This is a genomic window from Microbispora sp. NPDC046973 (assembly GCF_040644495.1).
In the GTDB taxonomy this organism is placed as follows: Bacteria; Actinomycetota; Actinomycetes; order Streptosporangiales; family Streptosporangiaceae; genus Microbispora.
Genome location: NZ_JBEYWQ010000008.1, coordinates 221,307 through 242,768, shown reverse-complemented (window position 1 = coordinate 242,768; position 21,462 = coordinate 221,307). Strand labels below are relative to the sequence as shown.

The 21,462-nt window shown below is 71.4% G+C and carries 23 protein-coding genes and 2 tRNA genes; 16 read left to right on the top strand and 9 right to left on the bottom strand.

Going from position 1 to position 21,462, the window contains the following annotated elements; genetic code table 11:
• The first annotated feature begins 90 nt into the window (after positions 1–90).
• Positions 91–163: transfer RNA gene (locus tag ABZ860_RS18220), tRNA-Ala, on the top strand.
• A 300-nt stretch (positions 164–463) separates the two neighbouring features.
• On the opposite strand, the gene ABZ860_RS18215 is transcribed toward ABZ860_RS18220, so the two are convergent.
• Positions 464–1,180 (bottom strand): TetR family transcriptional regulator, encoded by a 717-nt coding sequence (locus ABZ860_RS18215; RefSeq protein WP_357221315.1) that lies wholly within the window; start codon positions 1,178–1,180, stop codon positions 464–466.
• A 94-nt stretch (positions 1,181–1,274) separates the two neighbouring features.
• On the opposite strand from ABZ860_RS18215, the gene ABZ860_RS18210 reads away from it, so the two are divergent.
• Both ABZ860_RS18210 and ABZ860_RS18205 read left to right on the top strand, forming a co-directional pair.
• Entirely contained in the window at positions 1,275–2,117 is an 843-nt protein-coding gene (locus tag ABZ860_RS18210; protein ID WP_357221312.1) for an SDR family NAD(P)-dependent oxidoreductase, read from the top strand.
• A gap of 46 nt (positions 2,118–2,163) precedes the next feature.
• The gene (locus tag ABZ860_RS18205; RefSeq protein WP_357221309.1) at positions 2,164–3,795 is read left to right on the top strand and encodes a CocE/NonD family hydrolase; all 1,632 of its coding nucleotides are present in this window, start codon (positions 2,164–2,166) and stop codon (positions 3,793–3,795) included.
• An 80-nt stretch (positions 3,796–3,875) separates the two neighbouring features.
• Here the strand turns inward: ABZ860_RS18205 and ABZ860_RS18200 are convergent, their stop codons facing one another.
• A complete protein-coding gene (locus ABZ860_RS18200; RefSeq protein ID WP_183544148.1) occupies positions 3,876–4,184 on the bottom strand; it encodes an AzlD domain-containing protein in 309 nt (102 codons plus the stop codon).
• Positions 4,184–4,894: an AzlC family ABC transporter permease gene (locus ABZ860_RS18195; RefSeq protein WP_357221306.1), complete on the bottom strand. Its 711-nt coding sequence runs from the start codon at positions 4,892–4,894 to the stop codon at positions 4,184–4,186. Before ABZ860_RS18195 ends, ABZ860_RS18200 begins: the two co-directional genes overlap by 1 nt.
• A 67-nt stretch (positions 4,895–4,961) precedes the next feature.
• Between ABZ860_RS18195 and ABZ860_RS18190 the strand changes: the two genes are divergently transcribed.
• On the top strand, positions 4,962–5,525 hold the full coding sequence (locus tag ABZ860_RS18190; protein WP_357221303.1) for an XRE family transcriptional regulator: 564 nt from the start codon (positions 4,962–4,964) through the stop codon (positions 5,523–5,525).
• Here the strand turns inward: ABZ860_RS18190 and ABZ860_RS18185 are convergent.
• Entirely contained in the window at positions 5,522–6,676 is a 1,155-nt protein-coding gene (locus ABZ860_RS18185; protein WP_357221469.1) for a low temperature requirement protein A, read from the bottom strand. The genes ABZ860_RS18190 and ABZ860_RS18185 overlap by 4 nt on opposite strands.
• 89 nt (positions 6,677–6,765) lie before the next feature.
• Here ABZ860_RS18185 and ABZ860_RS18180 point away from each other — a divergent pair, with 89 nt between their 5' ends.
• Both ABZ860_RS18180 and ABZ860_RS18175 read left to right on the top strand, forming a co-directional pair.
• Positions 6,766–8,463 (top strand): IlvD/Edd family dehydratase, encoded by a 1,698-nt coding sequence (locus ABZ860_RS18180; RefSeq protein ID WP_357221300.1) that lies wholly within the window; start codon positions 6,766–6,768, stop codon positions 8,461–8,463.
• A 23-nt stretch (positions 8,464–8,486) separates the two neighbouring features.
• Complete coding sequence (locus ABZ860_RS18175; protein WP_357221297.1) at positions 8,487–9,143, top strand: GntR family transcriptional regulator; 657 nt, start codon at positions 8,487–8,489, stop codon at positions 9,141–9,143.
• A 6-nt stretch (positions 9,144–9,149) separates the two neighbouring features.
• Here the strand turns inward: ABZ860_RS18175 and ABZ860_RS18170 are convergent, their stop codons facing one another.
• Positions 9,150–10,037, bottom strand: coding sequence for a dihydrodipicolinate synthase family protein (locus ABZ860_RS18170; protein WP_357221295.1), 888 nt, complete (start codon positions 10,035–10,037; stop codon positions 9,150–9,152).
• Between the two features lie 180 nt (positions 10,038–10,217).
• Here ABZ860_RS18170 and ABZ860_RS18165 point away from each other — a divergent pair, with 180 nt between their 5' ends.
• Both ABZ860_RS18165 and ABZ860_RS18160 read left to right on the top strand, forming a co-directional pair.
• Positions 10,218–10,883, top strand: a complete 666-nt coding sequence (locus ABZ860_RS18165; protein ID WP_357221292.1) for a class I SAM-dependent methyltransferase — start codon at positions 10,218–10,220, stop codon at positions 10,881–10,883.
• 72 nt (positions 10,884–10,955) lie between these two features.
• Positions 10,956–12,362 (top strand): ATP-binding SpoIIE family protein phosphatase, encoded by a 1,407-nt coding sequence (locus ABZ860_RS18160; protein WP_357221289.1) that lies wholly within the window; start codon positions 10,956–10,958, stop codon positions 12,360–12,362.
• On the opposite strand, the gene ftrA is transcribed toward ABZ860_RS18160, so the two are convergent.
• The gene (ftrA, locus tag ABZ860_RS18155) at positions 12,359–13,327 is read right to left on the bottom strand and encodes a transcriptional regulator FtrA (RefSeq protein WP_357221286.1); all 969 of its coding nucleotides are present in this window, start codon (positions 13,325–13,327) and stop codon (positions 12,359–12,361) included. The genes ABZ860_RS18160 and ftrA overlap by 4 nt on opposite strands.
• A gap of 71 nt (positions 13,328–13,398) precedes the next feature.
• On the opposite strand from ftrA, the gene ABZ860_RS18150 reads away from it, so the two are divergent.
• The 3 genes from ABZ860_RS18150 to ABZ860_RS18140 all read left to right on the top strand — a co-directional run bounded on the left by ABZ860_RS18150 (position 13,399) and on the right by ABZ860_RS18140 (position 14,561).
• The gene (locus ABZ860_RS18150; protein ID WP_357221283.1) at positions 13,399–13,854 is read left to right on the top strand and encodes a rhodanese-like domain-containing protein; all 456 of its coding nucleotides are present in this window, start codon (positions 13,399–13,401) and stop codon (positions 13,852–13,854) included.
• Positions 13,855–13,925: 71 nt separating this feature from the next.
• Positions 13,926–14,001, top strand: a tRNA-Ala gene (locus ABZ860_RS18145).
• Positions 14,002–14,069: 68 nt separating this feature from the next.
• Positions 14,070–14,561 carry a hypothetical protein gene (locus ABZ860_RS18140; protein ID WP_357221280.1) on the top strand — a complete coding sequence of 164 codons (492 nt, stop codon included), beginning with the start codon at positions 14,070–14,072 and terminating at the stop codon, positions 14,559–14,561.
• Between the two features lie 41 nt (positions 14,562–14,602).
• Here ABZ860_RS18140 and ABZ860_RS18135 read toward each other — a convergent pair whose 3' ends face one another.
• The gene (locus tag ABZ860_RS18135; RefSeq protein ID WP_357221277.1) at positions 14,603–15,079 is read right to left on the bottom strand and encodes a helix-turn-helix domain-containing protein; all 477 of its coding nucleotides are present in this window, start codon (positions 15,077–15,079) and stop codon (positions 14,603–14,605) included.
• A gap of 117 nt (positions 15,080–15,196) precedes the next feature.
• On the opposite strand from ABZ860_RS18135, the gene ABZ860_RS18130 reads away from it, so the two are divergent.
• Both ABZ860_RS18130 and ABZ860_RS18125 read left to right on the top strand, forming a co-directional pair.
• Complete coding sequence (locus ABZ860_RS18130; RefSeq protein WP_357221275.1) at positions 15,197–15,901, top strand: SDR family oxidoreductase; 705 nt, start codon at positions 15,197–15,199, stop codon at positions 15,899–15,901.
• A 45-nt stretch (positions 15,902–15,946) separates the two neighbouring features.
• On the top strand, positions 15,947–16,153 hold the full coding sequence (locus ABZ860_RS18125) for a DUF6203 family protein (RefSeq protein WP_357221272.1): 207 nt from the start codon (positions 15,947–15,949) through the stop codon (positions 16,151–16,153).
• A gap of 40 nt (positions 16,154–16,193) precedes the next feature.
• Here ABZ860_RS18125 and ABZ860_RS18120 read toward each other — a convergent pair whose 3' ends face one another.
• Positions 16,194–17,156, bottom strand: a complete 963-nt coding sequence (locus ABZ860_RS18120; protein WP_357221269.1) for a helix-turn-helix domain-containing protein — start codon at positions 17,154–17,156, stop codon at positions 16,194–16,196.
• A 72-nt stretch (positions 17,157–17,228) separates the two neighbouring features.
• On the opposite strand from ABZ860_RS18120, the gene ABZ860_RS18115 reads away from it, so the two are divergent.
• The 3 genes from ABZ860_RS18115 to ABZ860_RS18105 all read left to right on the top strand — a co-directional run bounded on the left by ABZ860_RS18115 (position 17,229) and on the right by ABZ860_RS18105 (position 20,258).
• Complete coding sequence (locus tag ABZ860_RS18115) at positions 17,229–18,488, top strand: MFS transporter (protein WP_357221266.1); 1,260 nt, start codon at positions 17,229–17,231, stop codon at positions 18,486–18,488.
• A complete protein-coding gene (locus tag ABZ860_RS18110) occupies positions 18,485–19,207 on the top strand; it encodes a peptidyl-tRNA hydrolase (RefSeq protein ID WP_357221262.1) in 723 nt (240 codons plus the stop codon). The genes ABZ860_RS18115 and ABZ860_RS18110 overlap by 4 nt, the downstream gene beginning before the upstream one ends.
• 136 nt (positions 19,208–19,343) lie before the next feature.
• Positions 19,344–20,258, top strand: coding sequence for a hypothetical protein (locus tag ABZ860_RS18105; RefSeq protein WP_357221260.1), 915 nt, complete (start codon positions 19,344–19,346; stop codon positions 20,256–20,258).
• A gap of 78 nt (positions 20,259–20,336) precedes the next feature.
• Here the strand turns inward: ABZ860_RS18105 and ABZ860_RS18100 are convergent, their stop codons facing one another.
• On the bottom strand, positions 20,337–21,179 hold the full coding sequence (locus ABZ860_RS18100; RefSeq protein ID WP_357221257.1) for an oxidoreductase: 843 nt from the start codon (positions 21,177–21,179) through the stop codon (positions 20,337–20,339).
• Between the last annotated feature and the right edge of the window lie 283 nt (positions 21,180–21,462).

The window sequence follows — 21,462 nt, the reverse complement described above, 5'->3', positions numbered from 1 at the left end:
CACGCAGACGTATCATGCCCGCCGTTGTGTGACATCGGCTCGTCCGGTTACCGTCCCCGCGCGGACTCCTATACACTGACTGCGTCGCAAGGGGCTATAGCGCAGCTGGTAGCGCACTTCCATGGCATGGAAGGGGTCTGGGGTTCGAGTCCCCATAGCTCCACAGCGGGCCGTTCTTGAATCGGCTGGACTGAAGTTGACGAGATCCCGTCTGATCATCGCGATCAGGCGGGTCTTGTCGTTTCGGGGCCCGGTGCGCGCCGCGCGCCTACCGGGCGGGCCTGGCCGGCGCCGGGCGTACGATCGGCCGCTGTTCGTCCGCATCGCCAAGGGCGGCCACCTCGCCCCGCACTCGGGTTCGGTGTGGACCGCCGCGACCCCACCTCCACGTGCGTGGAGAGCACTCCGCGTCGATCCCGCGTCGCGGCTCGCAGCCGCTCTCGCTTGATCGGCAAGACCGGCTCTACCCGGCGGGGCGTTGGCCGGACGTCGACGACGGAGAGGCGTCCGACCGCGGACAGCCGAGGTTCCCGATGATCAGGGTGGTCAGCATGCTCCGCAGTGTGCTGGTGAAGTCGAGCCGCTGCTCAGCCAGTGATGGGACGAGCTCATAGGCGGCGAGCATGCTCGGCGACGGCACCGAGTGCGTCCAGATGGCGCCGATCACCAGGATGGCTTGGGCTGCCAGTTGGCCGGCGCGGTCGCCGAGTTCGGGCAGCGGGCCGCGAATCAGCCCGGCGAGAGTGACCACGTTGTCGATGGCCGCGTGCTTGTACCGAATGGCGACTTCCGGCGAGACGTTGTGCTCCAGAACCCCGGCCTGGGCCGAGAGCAGGTCGCACAGCGTGCGCTGGTGGTCGAGCGAGCGGGTGAGGGTGTCGACGAGCTGCGCGCAGCGCTGCTGGGGGGTGTCGTCGATGTCGATGTCGACGGCGAGTTCTTCGGAAAGCTGGCCGAGCCACAGTTTCCAGGTGCGGTCCAACAGTTCGAGCAGGATCGCCTCGCGGGACTCGAAGTAGCGCAGCAGGGGTGACTTGGCCAGTCCCACCCGGCGGCTCAGCTCGTTGAGGCTGACCTTGCTCACGGGCATCTCGTCGAGCATGGCGGCGGCGGTGTCGAGGATCGCCTGCCGACGGATCTCCCGCTGTTCCTCGCTGCGCGCCCGACGGAATGTCGTCATGTTCGCCATGATAGGCCGCCGGCACATTGACATGATACCGCCGGTCTATTATCTTGCGAAGGTAATAGACCGGCGGTACATAAGGAGTTCGATCATGTCGAAGGTGTGGTTCGTCACCGGAAGTTCTCGCGGCCTGGGCCGGGCTCTGGTCGAGGTGGCGCTGGAGGGCGGCGACCGCGTCGTCGCTACCGCACGTAAGCCCGCTCAGCTGGACGACATGGTCGAGCGCTACGGCGAGCACGTGCTTCCCGTGCCGCTCGACGTCACCGACAACGACCAGGTCCACTCTGCTGTGCAGCGGGCAGTGTCGACGTTCGGCCGCCTCGACGTCGTGGTCAACAACGCCGGGTACGCCGACCTGGCCGCGATCGAGGATGTCGACCTCGCCGACTTCCGGGCCCAGATGGACACCGACTTCTACGGCGTCGTGCAGGTCACCAAGGCGGTGCTGCCGTTCCTGCGGACACAGGGCTCGGGGCACATCTTCCAGGTCTCCTCCATCGGCGGCCGGGTGGGGTCGCCCGGCTTGGCCGCGTACCAGAGCGCGAAGTGGGCGATCGGAGGATTCTCCACCGTTCTCGCGCAGGAGGTCGCTCCTCTCGGGATCAAGGTCACGGTCCTGGAACCGGGTGGCATGCGCACCGACTGGGCCGGCTCCTCCATGACTGTCCCTCCGATCAGTGAGCCCTACCGGTCCACCGTTGGTGCGTTCGCTGACATGCTTCGCGACGCGGCTGCGGTGAGCGCGGCCACTGGGGTAAAGGCCGCTGAGCCAGCGAAAATCGCTCGGATCGTGCGTGATCTCGCCGGTCGAGACGACGCGCCGCTCCGGCTCCTGCTCGGCGCCGACGCCTACGGCTACGCCCAGCAAGCGGCCCAGGTCCTGGCCGAGTCCGACGAGAAATGGCGTCACGTCACCGATTCCGTCTCGGCCTGAACCGCGCCCACGGGCACCCGACAGCATGTGTGAACAGGAGAACCCTGTGCCGGAACAGGCCCACTTCGACTTCGCGCCGGACGGGCGGCCGGACCTCGCCGATCCGCGCCAGGTCCTGGCTCAGCTGGGCATCAGCGCCCGCAGCACCGACTGTCTGGTCACCACGGTGCGCATCGGTATGCGTGACGGTGTCGAACTGGCGGCGGAACACTACGCGCCCCACACCGACCGGCCGGCGCCCACCATTCTCGTGCGCTCGCCGTACGGGCGTGGTTTCCCATACGACCTACTACTCGGGCGGCTGTTCGCCGGCGCCGGTTACCACGTGCTGCTCCAGAGCTGCCGGGGCACCGCTGACTCCGACGGTCAGCTGCGACCGATGGTCCAGGAGGCGGCGGACGGTCACGACACGGTCGCCTGGCTTCGTGGGCAGGACTGGTTCGACGGTCGTCTGGGCCTGTTCGGCATGTCCTACCTTGCCCACTGCGCCTACGCACTGCTCCAGGACCCGCCGCCCGAGGTGAGGACCGCGGTGATCGTGGTCGGGCCGTACGACTTCGGTTCGGCGTTCTATCGCACCGGCGCGTTCACCGTGCAGGAGTGTCAGAGCTGGAGCAACCTGGTGCGCCGGCCGTGTCCCGGCGTTGACGACGAGCTGCCGGCCGACGCCGCGCAGCGGATTCCGCTGCTGGCCGGCGCCGAGCTACTCGGCGCGACAGCGCCCTGGTATCGAGACTGGGTGAGCCGACCGGATCTGGACGATCCGTACTGGCGGCCCTATGACCAGCGTGCGGCGTTGGAGCGATTCGCGGGGCCGACGCTGCTGATCGGCGGCAGCTACGACGTGTTCTTGCCGCAGAGCATCGAGGCTTTCCAGGCGCTGCGCGGTCGAGGTGTCCAAGTCGCCCTGACGCTCGGTCCCTGGGTGCACACCGATGTCGTCGCGGTAGCCGCCGCAACGATGGTGGACGAGACGCAGGCGTGGTTCGACGACCATCTGCGCGACGGCGTCGCCACTCTCGCACGACCCGCCGTCCGGCTGCACGTCGCCGGTGTCGACGAGTGGCGCGAACTGGACGGCCTGCCGAGGGCTTCCGGGCGCCTCACGTTGCGGCTTGGAGCCGGTGGAACGCTGAACACCCGCGGCGATACCGAGTTCTCGACGTTCACCTATGATCCAAACGATCCGACGCCCGCTCTCGGTGGCCGCCGTGTCGGTCCGAACAGCGGGCCGCAGGACAATGCCGCACGCGAGCAGCGGCGAGATGTACTCACCTTCACCACCGCAGCGTTCGACCGGCCGATCGAGATACACGGCAATCCCACGCTGAGCGTCGGTTTGACATCTGACAACCCACACGCCGACCTGCATGCGCGGCTGTGTGTGGTGGACGCGGACGGCATCTCCGTCAACTTCTCCGACGCGATGCTGCGGCTGCCGTTCGCGGCCGATCCGACCGTCGCTCGAACGGTCGAGCTGACGCTCGATTTCTGCGCTCGCCGGATCGGCGTCGGGCAGCGGATCCGGCTACAACTGTCAGGCGGATCGTTCCCCGAGTACGACCGGAACCTGGGTACCGGTGAGTCGCCGGCGACGGGTGTCGCGATGAAGACGGCGACGCACTTGATCGACCACGCCACCACCATCCTGTCGCTGCCGGTCGACGAGCCGGCCTGACCACAACACATCACCGGCCTTGGGGAACAGCCGAGCAGCCAGTAGCGATAAACGCTGTGATGCGATCGGGCGCTTGCCCGTCAGGGCACGCCGAGGAGGCGGAGGACCGCTGTCGTGGCGGCGGCGAGGACGACGATCAGGGGGAACGGCGCTTTCCGCAGCGTGAGGATCCCGGCGACCAGCACCCCGGCGGGCCTGGCCCATCCGGCGAAGCCGTGCCCCTCGGTGAGGGCCGAGGTGGCGACCAGGCCGATCAGCAGCACGGTCGCGGCGACGGACAGCAGGTGGCGCAGGCGGCCGGGCAGCCGGAGGCGGTGCCGCAGCACCGGTCCGGCCAGGCGGAACGCGTAGGTGCCGGCGGCCAGGGCGACGACGGCGAGCAGGGGCATCAGCGGGCCTCCCGGTCGGGCAGTGGGGCCGGTGCGCGCACGGCGAGCACCAGTCCGGTCAGGGCGAGCAGCACCGGCAGGCCGGCGGGCAGGAACGGCGTGGCCGCCACAGCGACCACCGCACCCACGACGCAGGCCCGGCGCAGGGGGGCGTTCTGCACGTTCCGTTCGGTGAGCGAGGGCAGCACGAGGGCGAGCAGCACCGCGGGGAAGGCCGCGTCCAGCCCCAGGGCGGCGGTGTCGCCGATGCCGCCTCCGGCCAGCGCGCCGAGCACGACGGCGGCGTTCCAGCTGACGAACAGACCGAGCCCGCAGGCCCAGAACGCGGCGTGACGCCGGCGGGGATCGCCGTCGCGAAGCACGAAGGCCACCGCCTCGTCCGTCATGACGTGCGCGCCGACGAGGCGGGTCCACCACCGGCCGCCGAGGACGTCGCCGATCGCGAAGCCGAACGGCAGCAGGCGCGCGTTGAGCACCAGACCGGCCGCGACGGCGGCGATCGGGGCGCCGCCGGCCAGCACCACGCCGACCGCGGCGAACTGCGCCCCTCCGGCGAACACCAGCAGGGACATGACGACCGGCACCCACGGAGGCAGGCCGCCGGACACGGCGATCGCGCCGAACGCGGCGCCCACCATGGCGTCGGCGAGGCACACCAGGGCGATGTCGCGGAGCGTGCCGCGGTCGAGTGTTCGCCAGACCGAATGCATGTCCAGTAGAGTGAACAATACCGATGCGGTTCGTCAAGTCGAACAAACGGAAGTGTGGAGCGAACACGTGGCTGAGAGGCCGTCCTTCGACCTGATCACGCTCATCGCGGCGTCGATCCGCAGGGAGCGCGAGCGTGCCGGTCTGTCGCTGACCGAGCTGGCCAAGCGCGCGGGCATCGCCAAGTCCACGCTCTCTCAGCTGGAGTCGGGCGTCGGCAATCCGAGCGTGGAGACGCTGTGGGCGCTCGGGGTCGCACTCGGCGTGCCGTTCAGCCGCCTGGTGGACCCGCCCCGGCCGGCCGTACGGGTGATCCGGGCGGGGGAGGGGCCCGCGACCTATTCCGAGCAGGCCAGCTACTCGGCCACCCTGCTGGCCTCGTGCCCGCCGCACGCGCGGCGCGACCTGTATCGCATCTCGGCGCAGCCGGGCCGGCCGCGCACCTCCGACCCGCACATGGCCGGCACGGTCGAGCATCTCCTGATCGGCGCGGGACGGGCGCTGGCCGGGCCCGCGGAGGAACCGGTCGAGCTCGGGCCGGGCGACTACATCGCCTATCCCGGCGACGCCCCCCATGTCTTCGAGGCCCTCGAGCCCGACACGACCGCGGTCATCGTCATGGAGCACATCTAGCCCTCCCGCGGCTCCCCACGGCGGGTGACGGCCGTACGGACGGCGACGCCCGCCACGGTCGCGGTGGCGCAGGCCGCGAGCGCCAGGGGCGGCACCAGCGGCGTGAGGGCCCCGAGGGCGGCGAGGACGAGCACGCCCGCGAGATGCGACCTCGGGGCGCGTCCCCACACGGCCCGCTTGAACAGCGCGTGCCCGGTGAGGAAGAGCGCGGGGCCGCCCAGCACGGCGATCGCCGTCCCGGGCGCGGTGTGCCCGCCCGGGTGGCGGATCACGAGTTCGTCGGCCACGGCCGACACGACGACGCCGGCGACCATCGGCAGGTGGAGGAAGGTGTAGGCCGAGCGGGCCAGCCGCCCCGGGTCGTCCGCCGCGGCGATCACCCGGCTGCCCGCCTCGGCGCTGCTGCCGAAGTAGGTCCACCACAGGCCGACGCTCGCGCCGAACGCGGTGAGAAGGGCCGCGCCCGCGGCGGGCGACGGGTGCGCGGCGAACGTCGTCCCGGTGACCAGGATCGACTCGCCGAACGCGATGATCAGGAAGAGCTGGCAGCGCTCGGCCAGGTGGGCGCCGTCGATCGACCAGTCCGTGGTCGCCGACCTGCCGAGGCCCGGCGTGACGAATCCCACCCAGGGCGCCAGCAGGTCGGCTCCCACCGCCGCCGCCCACAGCAGCTCCCTGGAGGGGCCGTGTGTGAGGCTGCCCGCGATCCAGAACGCTCCCGACAGCACCGCCCAGGCGAGCACGCGCGCCAGGTTGCGCCGCAGCGGGCCCCGCGGCGCCGCGGCCACCGAGCACGCCGTACGGACGACCTGGACGGCCACGTACGCCGCGGCGAACATCAGGCCGTGCTCGCCGAAGGCCCGGGGCAGCGCCGCCGACATGACCAGGCTCGCCAGCATGACGGCGACCAGCACGATCCGCACGGAGGGGCGGTCGGGGTCGAACCAGTTCGTGTGCCAGGCGGTGTAGATCCAGGCCCACCAGACGGCGAGCAGCAGCAACAGGGTCTGCGCCGCGCCGTGCCACGACAGGTGGCCGAGCAGCAGGTGGGAGAGCTGGGTGACCGCGAACACGTACACGAGGTCGAAGAACAGCTCGGTGAACGTGACCCGCTGCTCTCCGCCGCGCGGGCGGAGCGTGCCCGTGTGCATCGTCACGGCGGCCCACGCTAGGGATCTTTCCGCGCAAAGGGAAGAAGATATCTTGATATACCAGGATTCGCTGGCGTACGTTCGAGCGGATGAGAGCGGAAGAGCTGCGCAGCCATCGCTGGTACGGCACCGGCAGCCTCAGGTCGTTCAGCCACCGGGCGCGCACCCGGCAGCTCGGCATCGCGGCCGAGGAGCACCTCGGCAAGCCGGTCGTCGGCATCCTCAACACCTGGAGCCAGCTCAACCCCTGCCACATCCATCTGCGCGAGCGGGCCGAGGACGTCCGGCGCGGCGTCTGGCAGGCCGGGGGCTACCCGGTGGAGCTGCCGGTCATGGCCGTGGGGGAGACCTTCCAGAAGCCGACCGCCATGCTCTACCGGAACCTGCTCGCGATGGAGACCGAGGAGGTGCTGCGCTCCTATCCCGTCGACGCGGCCGTGCTCATGGGCGGGTGCGACAAGACCACCCCGGCGCTCGTCATGGGCGCGATCAGCGCGGACCTGCCGGTCGTCTTCGTGCCGTGCGGGCCGATGCTGCCCGGCGACTGGCGGGGGCAGCGGCTCGGCAGCGGCAGCGACATGTGGAAGTACTGGGCAGAACGACGGGCGGGTCAGCTCGGCGACGAGCAGTGGGCGGAGATCGAGGAGGGCATCGCGCGCTCGCCCGGCCACTGCATGACGATGGGCACGGCGTCCACGATGACCTCGGTCGCCGAGGTGCTCGGACTCACGCTGCCGGGCGCCGCCTCGATCCCGGCCGTGCTGTCGGCGCACACCAGGATGGCCGCCGCGAGCGGCCGGCTCGCGGTGGACCTGGCCTGGCACGGTCCCCGCCCGTCGCAGGTGCTGGACGAGAGGGCCTACCACGACGCGGTGACCGCCGTGCTGGCCCTGGGCGGCTCGACCAACGCGGTGATCCACCTGATCGCGATGGCCCGCCGCAGCGGGGTGCGCCTCACGCTCGACGACTTCGACGCCGCCTCCCGCCGGGTGCCCGTCCTCGCGGACGTGCGGCCGGGCGGGGCGTTCCTCATGGAGGACTTCCACCGGGCGGGCGGCGTCCCCGCGCTGCTGCACAGGATCGCGGACCTGCTCCACCTCGACCGGCCCACGGTCGGCGGCTCTGGCGTCATGACGCGGGAGCCGTACGACGACGCGGTCATCAGGCGCAGGGACGACCCGGTGTCGCCGGAGGGCGGGCTGGCCGTGCTGCGCGGCAACCTCGCGCCGGGCGGTGCGGTGATCAAGCATGTGGCCGCGGAGCCGCGGCTGCTGCGCCACACGGGCCCCGCCGTGGTGTTCGAGGGCCACCAGGACCTGCTGCGCCGCATCGACGAGGTGGACGTCACGCCCGGCAGCGTTCTGGTGCTGCGCGGCGCAGGCCCGAAGGGCGGCCCCGGCATGCCCGAGCACGGCATGCTGCCGATCCCGGAGCGGCTGCTGAAGCAGGGCGTGCGCGACATGGTGCGGATCTCCGACGCGCGGATGAGCGGCACCAGTTACGGCGCCTGTGTGCTGCACGTCGCCCCGGAGTCCCACGTCGGCGGGCCGCTGGCACTGGTGCGCGACGGCGACCCGATCACGCTGGACGTCGGGGCGCGGCGCCTCACGCTGGAGGTTGCGGACGAGGAGCTCGACCGCAGGCGGCGCTCCTGGACGCCGCCGCCCCCGCGCTACACGCGAGGGTACGGCGCGTTGCACGAGGCGCACATCCTCCAGGCCGACGAGGGATGCGACCTCGACTTCATGCGGGGGTCCGGCGGGGCGCCCGAGCCGGACGTCGACTGATCGGGATTGGTATACCGGTACGCATGACCGCTGAGCACGTGCTGAGTCCGGTGGCCAGGTCGACCACCCGCACCGACCTGGTCGCCGACGCGATCCGCACCGCGATCCTGTCCGGACGGCTCGCGCAGGGAGAGACGCTGGTGGAGCGCCGCCTGGCCGAGCGGCTCGGGGTCTCCAAGACGCCCGTGAGGGAGGCACTCATCGGACTGGCCGCCACCGGGCTGGTCGTGATCGGGCCGAACCGGGGGGTGACGGTGCGCGTGGTGGGCCGCGCCGACCTCCGGAAGGCGTACGAGGTCAGGCTGCTGCTCGAACCATGGGCGATCGGCCGGACGGCGGCCTCCGGACACGCGACGGACGGCGCGCGGGCGGCCCTCGCCGAGGCGCGGGCGCTGCTCGCGGGCACCGACACGGCGGCCCTCAGCCTGGCCAACCGGCGTTTCCACCGTGAGCTGTACGGCCGGTGCGGCAACGAACTGGTGGTCGCCCAGCTCGACACCCTCCAGGATCTCGCCGCGCTCGGCAGCGTCACCGTGCTGTGGCGGGACCGGCCCACCTGGCCCGAGGAGCACGAGGAGCACGAGGCGGTCCTCGCCGCCGTCGAGGCGGGCGACGCCGCCCTCGCCGAGCGGCTGACCCGCCGCCACATCGAGCGCTCGGTCGCCCGCCTCGCCCAGTAACCGGCTTCAGGCGAGCGTGCGCAGGATGTCCGAAACCCGCTGCCGGTCGGGGCCGTCCAGTTCGGTCATCGGCGGGCGTACGGCCCTGCCGCACACGCCGAGTTGGGCGAGCGCCTCCTTGACCGCCGAGACGTTGTGCTCGCTGCCGTTTCTCGCGCGCAGATCCTCGATGGGCTTGAGCAGCCTCCACACCTTCGCGGCGCCCGTCCGGTCGCCCGCCCTGAGCAGGGCGTGCAGTTCGAGCGACAGCTCGGGGGCGATGACCGCCAGGCCGGAGGTGAAGCCCTCCGCGCCGCCGGGCCAGAAGAAGGGCGCCCAGGTCTCGGCGAGCCCGCACAGCCAGACCGGCCCCTCGACGGCGGCGGCGAGGACGGCCATGGCCACCGGGTCGGGCACCGCGTACTTGACTCCGACCACGTTGGGGCATTCGCGCAGCAGGTCCCGAAGGGCGCGCTCGGTCACGGCGGGGGAGCGCACGTAGCAGACCACTCCGAGGTCGGGCACCGCCTGGGCGATCTCGCGGTGGTAGGCCGTCCAGCCGGCCTCCGACTGGTAGGGGTGCACCGGCTGGTGGACCATGACGGCCTGGCAGCCCTGCCGGGCGGCGTCCCCGGCCAGCCGTACGGCCCGGCGCACCTCGTGGCCCACGCCCGCGATCACGACGGCGTCCGGCGCGGCCCTCCGGGTGACGGCGACGGCCCGGGACAGCTCGTCGTCGTCCAGCGAGTAGAACTCGCCGGTGTTGCCGTTGGGGGTGAGCGCGCGCACTCCGCCTCCCGCCAGCCGCTCGACGACGGCCGCGAGCGCCGGCTCGTCGATCCGGTCGCCGTCGTCGAACGGGGTGACGGTGACGGCGACCACGCCGCGCAGCGCCTCGCGGACCTCGTCGATCATGGGAACCTCCCGCGTCTGATATCTGATATATCAGTATGCCGACCAAGTGAAGTTGACAACGATCTTTGACACACTTGATGGCCGAAATGCCCATTTAGCGACGCAGTGTCTTGACTTATTCGGGTGTGGTCCCCTATCTAGAAGAAGGCAAAAGACGGCTGATCAATAACGGCGGCGACCATGACAATCGAATCAGGACCGGGCAATCCGCGTCGGGAGTACCGCGCCATCCAGGCCGAGGCGTTCAACCGCATCGGCGGGCGGTACGACGAGGCCTTCCCGCACAAGGAAGGCCAGGTGGCCGCCGGTGAATGGATGATCAAGCAGCTCAAGCCGGGGGCGCGCGTCCTCGACGTCGGCTGTGGCACGGGCGCGCCCACGGCGCAGCAGTTCGCCGAGGCGGGCTGCGAGGTGACCGGCATCGACATCTCCCCGGTCATGCTGGACCTGGCGCGGAAGAACGTGCCGACCGGGACGTTCCTCGAACGCGACGTGCTCGACCTCGACGACTCGCTCGGCGTGTTCGACGCCGTGACGGCCTTCTTCAGCCTGCTCATGCTGCCGCGGGCCGAGATCGAGCAGGCGCTCCGCAAGATCCACGCCGTGCTCGCTCCCGGCGGCCTGTTCTCGCTGAGCATGGTGGAAATCGACCTCGACGACGTTCCTTTCCAGTTTCTCGGCGCTCCGGTGCGGGTGACCGGATATCTGCGCGACGAGTTGCGCGAGGTCATCGAAGCCGCCGGTTTCACCGTGCTGTCGGAGAATCACCTTTCGTACGCGCCGGCGACCACGCAGGCGCCGCCGGAAATCCAGCTCTTCGTCAACTGCCGGCATGACCAATTCTGAGCGGCCACGCCCGTGTCAGGAGACGGGGAACCGTTCTCTGTGCTGAATCACGTCAGCGGGATCGTCCGGGCCATGGGCGAGAGCCCGGGCCCGGAGGAGGCGACGAGGACCCTCTGCGAGGCGGTGGTGCCGAAGCTGGCCGACGCCGCCGCGGTCTACGTGGACGGCGCCGTCTGGCACCGGGTCGATCCCGACGGACGGCTGCCGCCACGCTGGGCCGGCGACGGGATCCGTGCGGCGGTCCTGCTCGACGGGCACCTGCTCGCCGTGCCGCTGAGGGCGTACGGCGAACACGTCGGCTGCGCGCTGCTGGCGCGCGACGCCCGGCGGCCGCCGTTCGGCGAGGCCCACGTGCTCGCCGCGGAACAGTTCGCCGTGCCCGCCGCGCTCACGATCTTCCACGGGCGACGGGACCGCAAGCAGGACGAGATTCTGGAGACCCTCCAGCGCGGCATGCGGCCGGGCGACCCGCCCGACCTGCCGGGGCTGGAGATCGCCTACCGCTACAAGCCCGCCGCCGAGCGGGTGGGCGGAGACTGGTACGACGTCATCCCGCTGCCGGGCAGCAGGGTGGCCCTGGTCGTCGGCGACGTGATGGGACACGGGCTGGCCGCCGCGGCCGTGATGGGCCAGCTCCGCACGGCCGTGCAGACCCTGGCCTCGCTCGACCTGCCGGCCGAGCAGGTGCTCCACTCGCTCGACGAGATGGCCCAGCGGCTGGCCGCGCAGACGCTCACCACCTGCGTCTACTGCGTGTACGACCCGGTGCTGCGCAGGTGCACGATCGCGAGCGCCGGGCACCTGCCGCCGATCCTGCTGGGACCGGACGGCAAGGCGGAGGTGCTGTCACCGCCCCGGTGCCCGCCGATCGGGCTGGGCCGCACGCCGTTCGAGACGATGGAGATCGCGGCGGAGGACGGCAGCATGCTCGTCCTCTACACCGACGGGCTCGTGGAGGAGCGCGGGCAGGACATCGGGCTCAGCGTGGAGTCGCTGCGCCGCAGGCTCGCGAACGGCACCTCGATCGAGGCGCTGAGCGACGACGTGCTGTCCGCCGAGAGGACCGACGACGTCACCGTGCTGGCCATCCGGTTCCGCGGCATCCCCAGCGAGCATGTCGCCCAGTGGCTGCTGGAGCCCCAGCCGACGACGCCGTGGCGCGTACGCGGCCTGGTCCGCAGGACGCTCGGCTCATGGGGCCTCACGTCCATGATCCCCGTGGCCGAGCTGCTCGCCGGGGAGCTCGTCACCAACGCCGTGCGGCACACCCAGCGGCCCATCACCATCAGGCTGCTGCGCACCGATCACCTGCTGTGCGAGGTCAGCGACGACGACCACCGGCTGCCGATGGTGCGCGAGCCCGGCCTGCTCGACGAGGACGGCAGGGGCCTCTATCTGGTCAGCCAGCTCGCCGAGCACTGGGGGACCAGCCGGGTCGCCGGAGGCAAGACCGTGTGGTTCTCCCTGGCGATCCCCTAACGCCGGAACGCCTTGCGGTACGCCGACGGCGACGTGCGCATCGAACGGCCGAAGTGGTGGCGGAACGTCACCGGGCTCTCGAACCCGACGGCGGCCGCGATCTCCTCCACCGGAGCCGCCGTCGTCTCCAGGAGCGGCAGACTGGCCGCGATCCGCTGCGCGATCACCCATCGCAGGGGGCTCGTCCCGGTGCGGCGACCGAAATGCCGGATGAATCCGCGTTCCGACATCCCGGCGACCTGGGCCAGCGCGGCCACCGTGACCGGCCGGGTGAGATCGGCGAGCACCCAGTCCATCGCCCTGCCCACCGGGTCGCCGTCGTCCACCGGCGCGACCGGCGCCTCGACGAACTGCGCCTGCCCGCCCTCGCGGTGCGGCGGCACCACCAGCCTGCGGGCCACCGCGTTGGCCACGCTCGGCCCGTGGTCGCGCCGCACCAGGTGGACGAGCAGGTCGAGGCCCGCCGCGCTGCCCGCGCTGGTCAGCACGTCGCCCTCGTCCACGTACAAAACTCCGGGATCCACTCTGACCTCGGGAAAGCGCCTCTGGAGCAGCGCGGCGTACCTCCAGTGGGTCGTCGCGGCCCGCCCGTCGAGCAGTCCGGCGGCGGCGAGCGCGAAGGCGCCCGAGCAGATCGACACGATTCTGGCCCCGCCCTCGTGCGCCCGGCGCAGCGCCGCCGTGAGCGCGGGAGAGATCTCCGCTTTCACGTCCGGGACGCCCGGCACGATCACGGTCCCCGCTTCGGCGAAGACGTCCAGCCCGTGCGCCGCCTCGATCGTGAACCCGCCGACCGCACGCAGCGGGCCCGGCGTCTCGGCGCACACCGCCAGCTCGTACCACGGGACGTCCAGCTCCGGGCGGGGCAGCCCGAAGACCTCGACGACACAGCCCAGTTCGAAGGGGCTCATGCCGTCGAAGGCCAGCACCGACACGGTACGGCTCCGATCGGGAAGCGGGAGCATGGCGGGATATTAGCGATATCGGGCGTTCACGCCCCTTCTGAGGTGGCAGGCCGGCCGGGCACCCTGGTCGCATGTCCGCCGTAACGCACACGCCCGCCGCCGAGCCGGCCGCCGCCGTCGCCCACTTCTCCGCCCGCCTGGCCTTCGAGACCGACGTGTCCGACGTACGCGCCGACCTGCTCTCGGGGGAGCCGGGGATCGCGGTGGTCGACTCCCGCAGCGCGGAGAGCTGGCGGCAGGGCCACATCGAGGGCGCCGTCCACCTGCCCACGGCGGAGATCGCCGCCCGGGCGCCCGCGCTGATCCCCCGTGACGTGACGGTGGTCACGTACTGCTGGGGGCCGGGCTGCAACGGCGCGACCCGCGCCGCGCTGGAGTTCGCCCGGCTGGGCTATCGGGTCAAGGAGATGATCGGCGGCTTCGAATACTGGGTGCGCGAGGGCTTCCCGGTCGTGGAGCCGTCCGGAGTGCGCGCGCGACCGGCCGACCCGCTCACCGCGCCCGCGGGTGCCGCCTGCGCCTGCTGAAGCCTGCACGGTTACACCCACGCCGCGGAAGTCCTATACACTGACGGGGCACCGCCGACGCGGCGTGGCAAGGGGCTATAGCGCAGCTGGTAGCGCACTTCCATGGCATGGAAGGGGTCTGGGGTTCGAGTCCCCATAGCTCCACCATGGCTGAATCATCGGCTGAATCACCCCAGGAGCCGTCCTCCGTCCGGAGGGCGGCTCTCGGTGTTCCGATGGACGGTGAAACGGTCTCGGGCATCTACGGATACCTCGCCGAACGCGGAGTGAGGATCTGGATCGACGGCGGCTGGTGCGTCGACGCCCTGTTGGGAAAGCAGACGAGAGACCACCCCGACCTCGATCTGGCGGTCGACCACAAGGACGAAGAAGAGTTCGTCGGACACATGAAGGACCTGGGGTTCACGAAAAGCCGCGACGGCGACGGCACCGCGTGGAACTACGTCCTGACCGACGGCCGGGGCCGCAGCGTCGACGTGCACGTCTTCGAATACGACGAGTCAGGGACGAATGTCTACGGGATCGAATATCCCCACGGCTCGCTCACCGGGCGGGGCACGATCCATGATCATGCCGTGGACTGCGTCGCCCCGGAGTGGATGTTCGCCTTCAAAACGGCCTACAGCCCGGCGGAGAAGGACCGCGAGGACGTCCACGCGCTGAGTGAGGCGTTCGGCTTCGAGGTCCCGCCCACTCATCGACGGTAGTCGCTCGCGAGGTCCGGGGTGACCGCGCGGCAGCCCCACCGCTACGCGGCAGGCGACCCCGCCGGTGAGTGCCCGGTGCGTACGAAGGCGACCGCGTCCAGCGGGACGGCGTGCCCCTCGGGGTCGGTGAAGGACACGTCCAGCCGCGCCCCGGTCCGCCGATCGCGGCGCTCGACGGTCGGTCCCGCCAGCAGGGGCACGTGGCGGTCCCCCCACTGCTGCAGTGCTCCGAGGATCACGAGCGCGTCGCGGCCCGAATCGGTCAGGTGGTACTCGTACCGGGTGCGCGCCCCCGTGTCGCGGTAGGGCCGCTTCTCGACGACGCCCGCACCGGTGAGCGTCGCCAGCCGCGTGGTCAGCAAGTTCGTGGCGATCCCCAGGCGCTGCTGGATGTCGGCGAAGCGCACGACTCCCGTGTGCAGCTCCCGCAGTATCAGCGGCGTCCACCGCTCTCCGAGGAGGGTCACCGCCCGCTCGATGGAACACGTCATCGAGTCGGGGAGTTCGGTGGTCGTCATCGCACGCCTCGCTCGCTCGTCGCCGGTGGGATCCAGGCTAGCCCGAGGAAGCTGGCTTGCAATATTAAAGTCAGACCTCTAGCGTGGACGCGAAGCCGTCGAGGAATGGAGGCCACAATGAGGATCGAGGGATCGGTCGCGCTGGTCACGGGCGCGAACCGCGGGCTGGGACGGTGTTTCGCGGCCGCACTGCTGGACCGTGGCGCCGCCAAGGTGTACGCGGCGGCGCGCAGGCCGGAGACGGTCGACCTGCCGGGCGTGGTGCCGCTCGCCCTGGACATCACCGACCCCGTGTCCGTCCGAGCCGCCGTCGAGCGGGCCCGCGACGTGAACCTGCTGATCAACAACGCCGGGATCTCCACGGGCTCGTCGTTCCTCGCGGGTGCGCTCGACGACATCCGCCTGGAGATGGAGACGCACTACTTCGGCACGCTCGCCATGGCTCGTGAGTTCGCCCCGGTCCTGGGCCGCAACGGGGGCGGCGCGATCCTCAACGTGCTGTCGGTGCTGTCGTGGTTCACCGCCCCGCAGGTGGCCGGGTACTCCGCGGCCAAGGCGGCCGCGCTGCAGCTCACCAACAGCCTCCGCCTCGAACTGAAGGAGCAGGGCACGCTCGTCACGGCGCTGCACGTCGGATACATGGACACCGACATGGCCGCCCACGTCGACGGTCCGAAGATCGACCCGGCGGAGGTCGCCGCCCAGGCCCTGCAGGGGATCGAGCAGGGGAGCTTCGAGGTGGTCGCCGACGACACGAGCCGCCAGGTGCGGGCCAAGCTGTCCGGCGACGTGGCCGGCCTCTATCCGCAGCTGGCATCCTGAACGGCGGGCACATGATCACATGCGTGCCGGGTAGAGGCGGGTGTCATGAAGAGGATCCTGCAACTCGTCGTCACCCGCTGGCTGGCGCGCACGCCGATCGGGATGGTCCTGCTCGGCCTCGGCTGGCTGTTCATGCGCAGGCGGCGGGCCCGCAAGCAGCAGCCCGCGGACTCCCCGGCGCTCCGCCGGCCCGGACGCCGGTCGGGCACCCCGTACGCCTGGCGCGGCCCCACCACGGGCGACCGCCGCTGACACCGGCCGGCCGAAGACACTGATCAGTAGAAGACACTGATCAGCCGAGGACGGCGGGAGTGCGGAACGTCTGGCGGTAGGCCAGAGGGGACACCCCGACGGCGGCGTGGAGGTGCTGGCGGAGCGAGACCGCGCTGCCGAACCCGGCCTTCCTGGCGATCGCGTCGACCGGCAGGTCGGTGGTCTCCAGCAGGTGCCGGGCGTGCGCGATCCGCTGCCCGGCGAGCCACCTGGCCGGGCTGAGGCCGGTCTCCTCACGGAACCTGCGGGTGAACGTCCGGACGCTCATCCGGGCGTGCGCGGCCAGGGCCGCCAGGTTGACCGGTTCCTCCAGGTGTTCGAGCATCCACGCCCGCGTGGGCGCGGTGGTGGTCCCGGCGGGATCGGGCAGCGGCCGCTCGATGTACTGGGCCTGCCCGCCCTCCCGGAACGGCGGGGTGACGCACCGGCGGGCGGTGCGGTTGGCCACCTCGCTGCCGTGGTCGCGCCGGATCACGTGCAGGCACAGATCGATGCCCGCCGCCACGCCGGCCGAGGTCAGCACGTCGCCGTCGTCGATGAACAGCACGTCGGGATCGAGCCGTACGCGCGGGAACAGCGCACGGAAGTCCGCGACGTTGCGCCAATGGGTCGTCGCCGGGCGCCCGTCCAGCAGTCCCGCGGAGGCCAGCACGAAGGCGCCGGTGCAGATCGAGATGAGCCGGCCGCGTCCCGCGACGCGCCACAGCGCCGCGCGCACCTCCTCGTCGAGCGTGCCGTTCTCCAGTGGCGTCCCGCTGTGGATGCCCGGCACCACCACCGTGTCGGCCGTCGCGAGCACGCTCAGGTCGTGGTCGGGGACGACGCTGTAGCCCGCCGGGCCGCGCACCGGGCGGCCTCCCGGGGTGCAGGTGACGACCTCGTACAGCGGGCCGGGGTCGCGGGCGGCCCAGAACACCTGCCCGGGGATCCCCAGATCGAGCGTGGAGAAGTCGTCCAGGGCCAGTACGGCGACGCGGTGCATGGCCGGATTCTTTCACATGTTGACCTCCCGGCCACTGTTCCCGGAAGGCGAGCACGATGAAGGATGCTCGCCATGAAGTCGCTGCATCGTGCGTGGATCGTCGCCGCCGTCGCCTTCGTCGCGATCATCGGGGCGGCCGGGTTCCGCGCCACGCCGGGCGTGCTGATCACGCCACTGGAGGACGCTTTCGGCTGGTCGAGGGGCACGATCTCGCTCGCCGTCTCGGTGAACCTCATGCTCTACGGGCTGTGCGCGCCGTTCGCGGCGGCGCTCATGGACCGCTTCGGCATGCGCCGCGTCGTCGCCTGCGCCCTGCTGCTGGTGGCGGCCGGCAGCGGCCTGACCGTGTTCATGACCGCGAGCTGGCAGCTCATCGCGCTGTGGGGCGTCCTGGTCGGGCTCGGCACCGGCTCGATGGCGCTCGTCTTCGCCGCCACGCTGACCGACCGCTGGTTCGTACGGCACCGCGGGCTGGTCACCGGCGTCCTGACGGCCGGCGGCGCGACCGGGCAGCTGATCTTCCTGCCGGTGCTAGCGCACCTGACCGAGATGCAGGGCTGGCGGTGGGCCTCGGTCACGGTGGCGGGAGGCGCCCTCGCCGTCGTGCCCCTCGTGTGGTTCCTGCTCAGGGACACTCCCGAGGAGATCGGCCTGACCGCGCTGGGCGCGACCGAGCCGGTCGTGCGCACGCCGGCCAAGGGCGCCGCGGCGCGGGCCGTCCGCGTGCTGCGCGAGGCCGCCCGCACCCGGCGCTTCTGGTATCTCGCCGCCGGCTTCGCCATCTGCGGCGCGAGCACGAACGGTCTGGTCGGCACCCACTTCATCCCGGCCGCGCACGACCACGGCATGGCGGAGACCACCGCCGCCTCGCTGCTCGCCGTGATCGGGGTCTTCGACATCGCCGGCACCGTCTTCTCCGGCTGGCTGAGCGACCGGGTGGACCCGCGGCTCCTGCTCGCCGTCTACTACGGGCTGCGCGGGCTGTCGCTGCTGGTCCTGCCGCAGTTGTTCGCCGCCACGGCCGAGCCGAGCATGCTGGTCTTCATCGTCTTCTACGGCCTCGACTGGGTGGCCACCGTGCCGCCGACCGTCGCGCTGTGCCGCAGGATCTTCGGCACGGACGGCGCGGTGGTGTTCGGCTGGGTCTTCGCCTCCCACCAGGTCGGCGCGGCCGTCGTCGCGACCGTGGCCGGGGTCACCCGCGACCACCTGGGGAACTACGACCTGGCGTGGTACGGCGCGGGCGTGCTGTGCCTGCTCGCCGCACTCATGTCGTCCCGTATCGTCACGCGTGTCCGGGATCGCCGTGAAGCTGCGATCCTTGTCGGGTGACCGAACGCGTTCTTCCCCTGGTCGTACGCATCGAGCGGGCAGCGCCGCCGCAGCGGACCGACGCGCTGGAGGCGGCGGCGACGGCCGTGGTGTGCCTGCTCGACCGTGCTGAGAAGCGTGCTGAGAAGCGTGCCGAGAACCGTCCAGAGAACCCTGCCGAGAACCGTGCCGAGGACGGAGGCGAGTGGTCCGGCGAGGTCGCCGAGTGGCAGGACGGCCGGATCAGGAAGGTGGTCAGGCGGGCACGCGGCGCCGAGTGGCGGCGGGCGCTCGCCCTGCCCGGCATCACCGTCACCGTGCGCACGGCCGAGGTGCGGGTGCATCCTCCCGTGCCGCTTGACGACTGGCCGCGTGACCTCGCCCGGCTCCAGGTGTCGGGCACCGACTTGTCCGACGACGTCGCCCCGCCGGAGGCGGATCCCGGCGACGTGGTGCTCTGGATCAACCCCCGGCTGGAGATGACGGCGGGCAAGGCGATGGCCCAGGCGGGCCACGGCGCCCAGTTCGCCTGGTGGGGCGCGGGCGAGGCGGACAGGGCGGCCTGGCGCGAGCGAGGCTTCGCCCTACGCGTCAGGACGGCCGGCGACGCCGAGTGGGACGCGCTGGCCGGGAGCGGGCTGCCGGTGGTCAGGGACGCCGGATTCACGGAGATCGAACCGGGCTCCGCGACGGTCGTGGCCGACGCGCCGTGGCTCCGGGTCGGCGTTCCCGAAGTGTGATAGGGAAGGCACCCGAAATAGCGGGATATGCCGTACGCTCCCGATCGTGTCACCTGGGGACTATGGGACGAAGGCCGTTCCCTCTTACATAGCGGCCGAGGCCGAGACCACTCCGCTACCGAAGATCACGGTCCCTGTGGCGACGCCACCGGCGAGCTCGTCCAAGGGCCTGTGGGACCTGCCGATGCGGGTGGTCTACCGGGGGATCGCGGTCGCCGCGGGAGTCGTCGTCCTGGGGGCGGGCGCGACCGTCGTGCTGCTCAACCGGGGCGACTCCGCCACCGCGACCGCCGCGCCGCGGCACTCCGCGGCCGTCGCCGTCCCCTCGGTCGTACCGGCCTCGTCCGCGTCGGGCGCGGCCGCACCGGCCGCGGGCGCGGCGGCCACGCCCGGCCTCAGCCCCCTCTCCAGCACCGGGGCGAGCGTGACGCCCAGCGCGGCCGCCAGCGCCGTCGCCAGCCCCGGGACCAGCGCGGACGCGGTCGATCCCGCCCTCGCGGCGGCCCTCAAGGACCCCCGCGTGCCCGCGCTGCCGAAGGACGGCCGCAGGCTCCGCAGCCTGCCCGGCCGGGCGGCCGCCACGCACGGCCTGATCAAGGATCGGCGCTCCGGCGTCGCCCTGCCCCGCTTCACCAAGACGTGGGCGTCGGCCAAGCCCGCGCCGTTCGCCTCCCGTCAGCTGCTGCCCAAGGTCAAGGGCGCGTCGTACCGCGGGATGCTGGTCTCCTGCCCCGTGCCGACCCCCGAGCAGAAGACGCTGCGCGACACCGCCTTCCTGGCCGCCCGCTGGACGCTGAACCACCACCCGTCGGGCGCGACGATCACCTGGACGGCCTCCCAGCCCATCAAGGCGGGCAAGCGGAAGGGCTGGCTGCTCGGCTACACGGTGCACTACACGCTCAAGGGCAAAAAGCGGGTCTCCTCGGCGGCGTTGGCCCTCGTGGACGTACCGGAGAAGAAGCCCGCCGTCGTGTTCGTCACGATCCCCGACAGCCAGAAGAAGCGCTGGCACGACATCAACAAGGTGATGTCCTCGGTCAAGGCGCTCTAGCGCCACAGCCAGGGTTCGCGGGCCACGTTCCGGATCACCCCGCCGCCGTCGGGTTCCGGCGTTCGCCGGAGCTCCTGACTAGCGTTCGTCGGCGGGGTAGTCGGCCGAGCGGCTCACGTCGGCCCATTTCTCGGTCTCCGCGGCACGGATCTCGGCGGCTTTCCGGGCGGAGGCGACGGCGTCGCTGCCGAGGAGGAGTCGCCGGGGTGGGTCGTCGTCGCGGACGACGTCGATGATGATCCTGGCCGCGCGGGCCGGGTCGCCGGGCTGGGTGCCGTCGGTGTCGCGCCGGTAGCGGTGGATGGCGCCCACGGTCTGCTCGTAGTCGGGCCCGACGGGGTGGATCTCCATGGAGGAGCCTTGCCAGTCGGTGCGGAAGGCGCCCGGCTCGACGATGACGACCTTGATGCCGAAGGGCGCGACTTCGCTGGCGAGGACTTCGGAGAAGCCTTCGACGGCGAACTTCGCGGTCTGATAGGCGCCCATTCCGGGAGTGCCGCCGACGCGTCCTCCGATGGAGGAGAACTGCACGAAGACTCCTGAGCGCTGGGTGCGCAGGACGGGCAGGGCGGCCCGCGTCACGTTCACGACACCGAAGAGGTTGGTCTCGATCTGAGCGCGGAAGTCGTCTTCGGCCATCTCTTCGATCGGCGCGCTGTTGCCGTAGCCGGCGTTGTTGACGACCACGTCGAGGCTGCCGAAGGCGTCGGTGGCCGCCTTGACCGCCCGGGACGCCGCGGCGGCGTCGGTGACGTCGAGTGCGACCGCTCGCATCCGGTCGCCGTGGCGGGCCACCAGATCGTCGAGTTGCCTGGGGCTGCGCGCGGTGGCGACGACCTGGTCGCCTCCTTCGAGTACGGCTTCGGTGAGGCGGCGTCCGATGCCGCGTGATGCTCCGGTGATGAGCCATGTCTTGGCCATGAACGGTTCCTATGTGATCGATATCCAGGTAACTGTCTCATGAATGTAGCACTTACAGGGTTAATTTCCGCGCTAATGTGACATGAGTCTCTCCATGCTGCGACCGGCTGATCTCCTGCAGGCACCAGCGGTTCCCCGTCGGGGTCGGCGAACGAGGCGAAGGAGCCGTAGCCGGCACGCTGCGGGTGCAGGCCCATGACGCGGCCGGTCTCGCCGGCCTGATGGAAGGGGCCGGTCGCGTCGTGGAACGGGTGACGTCGACGCCGCGGCCGGCCGGTCCTCG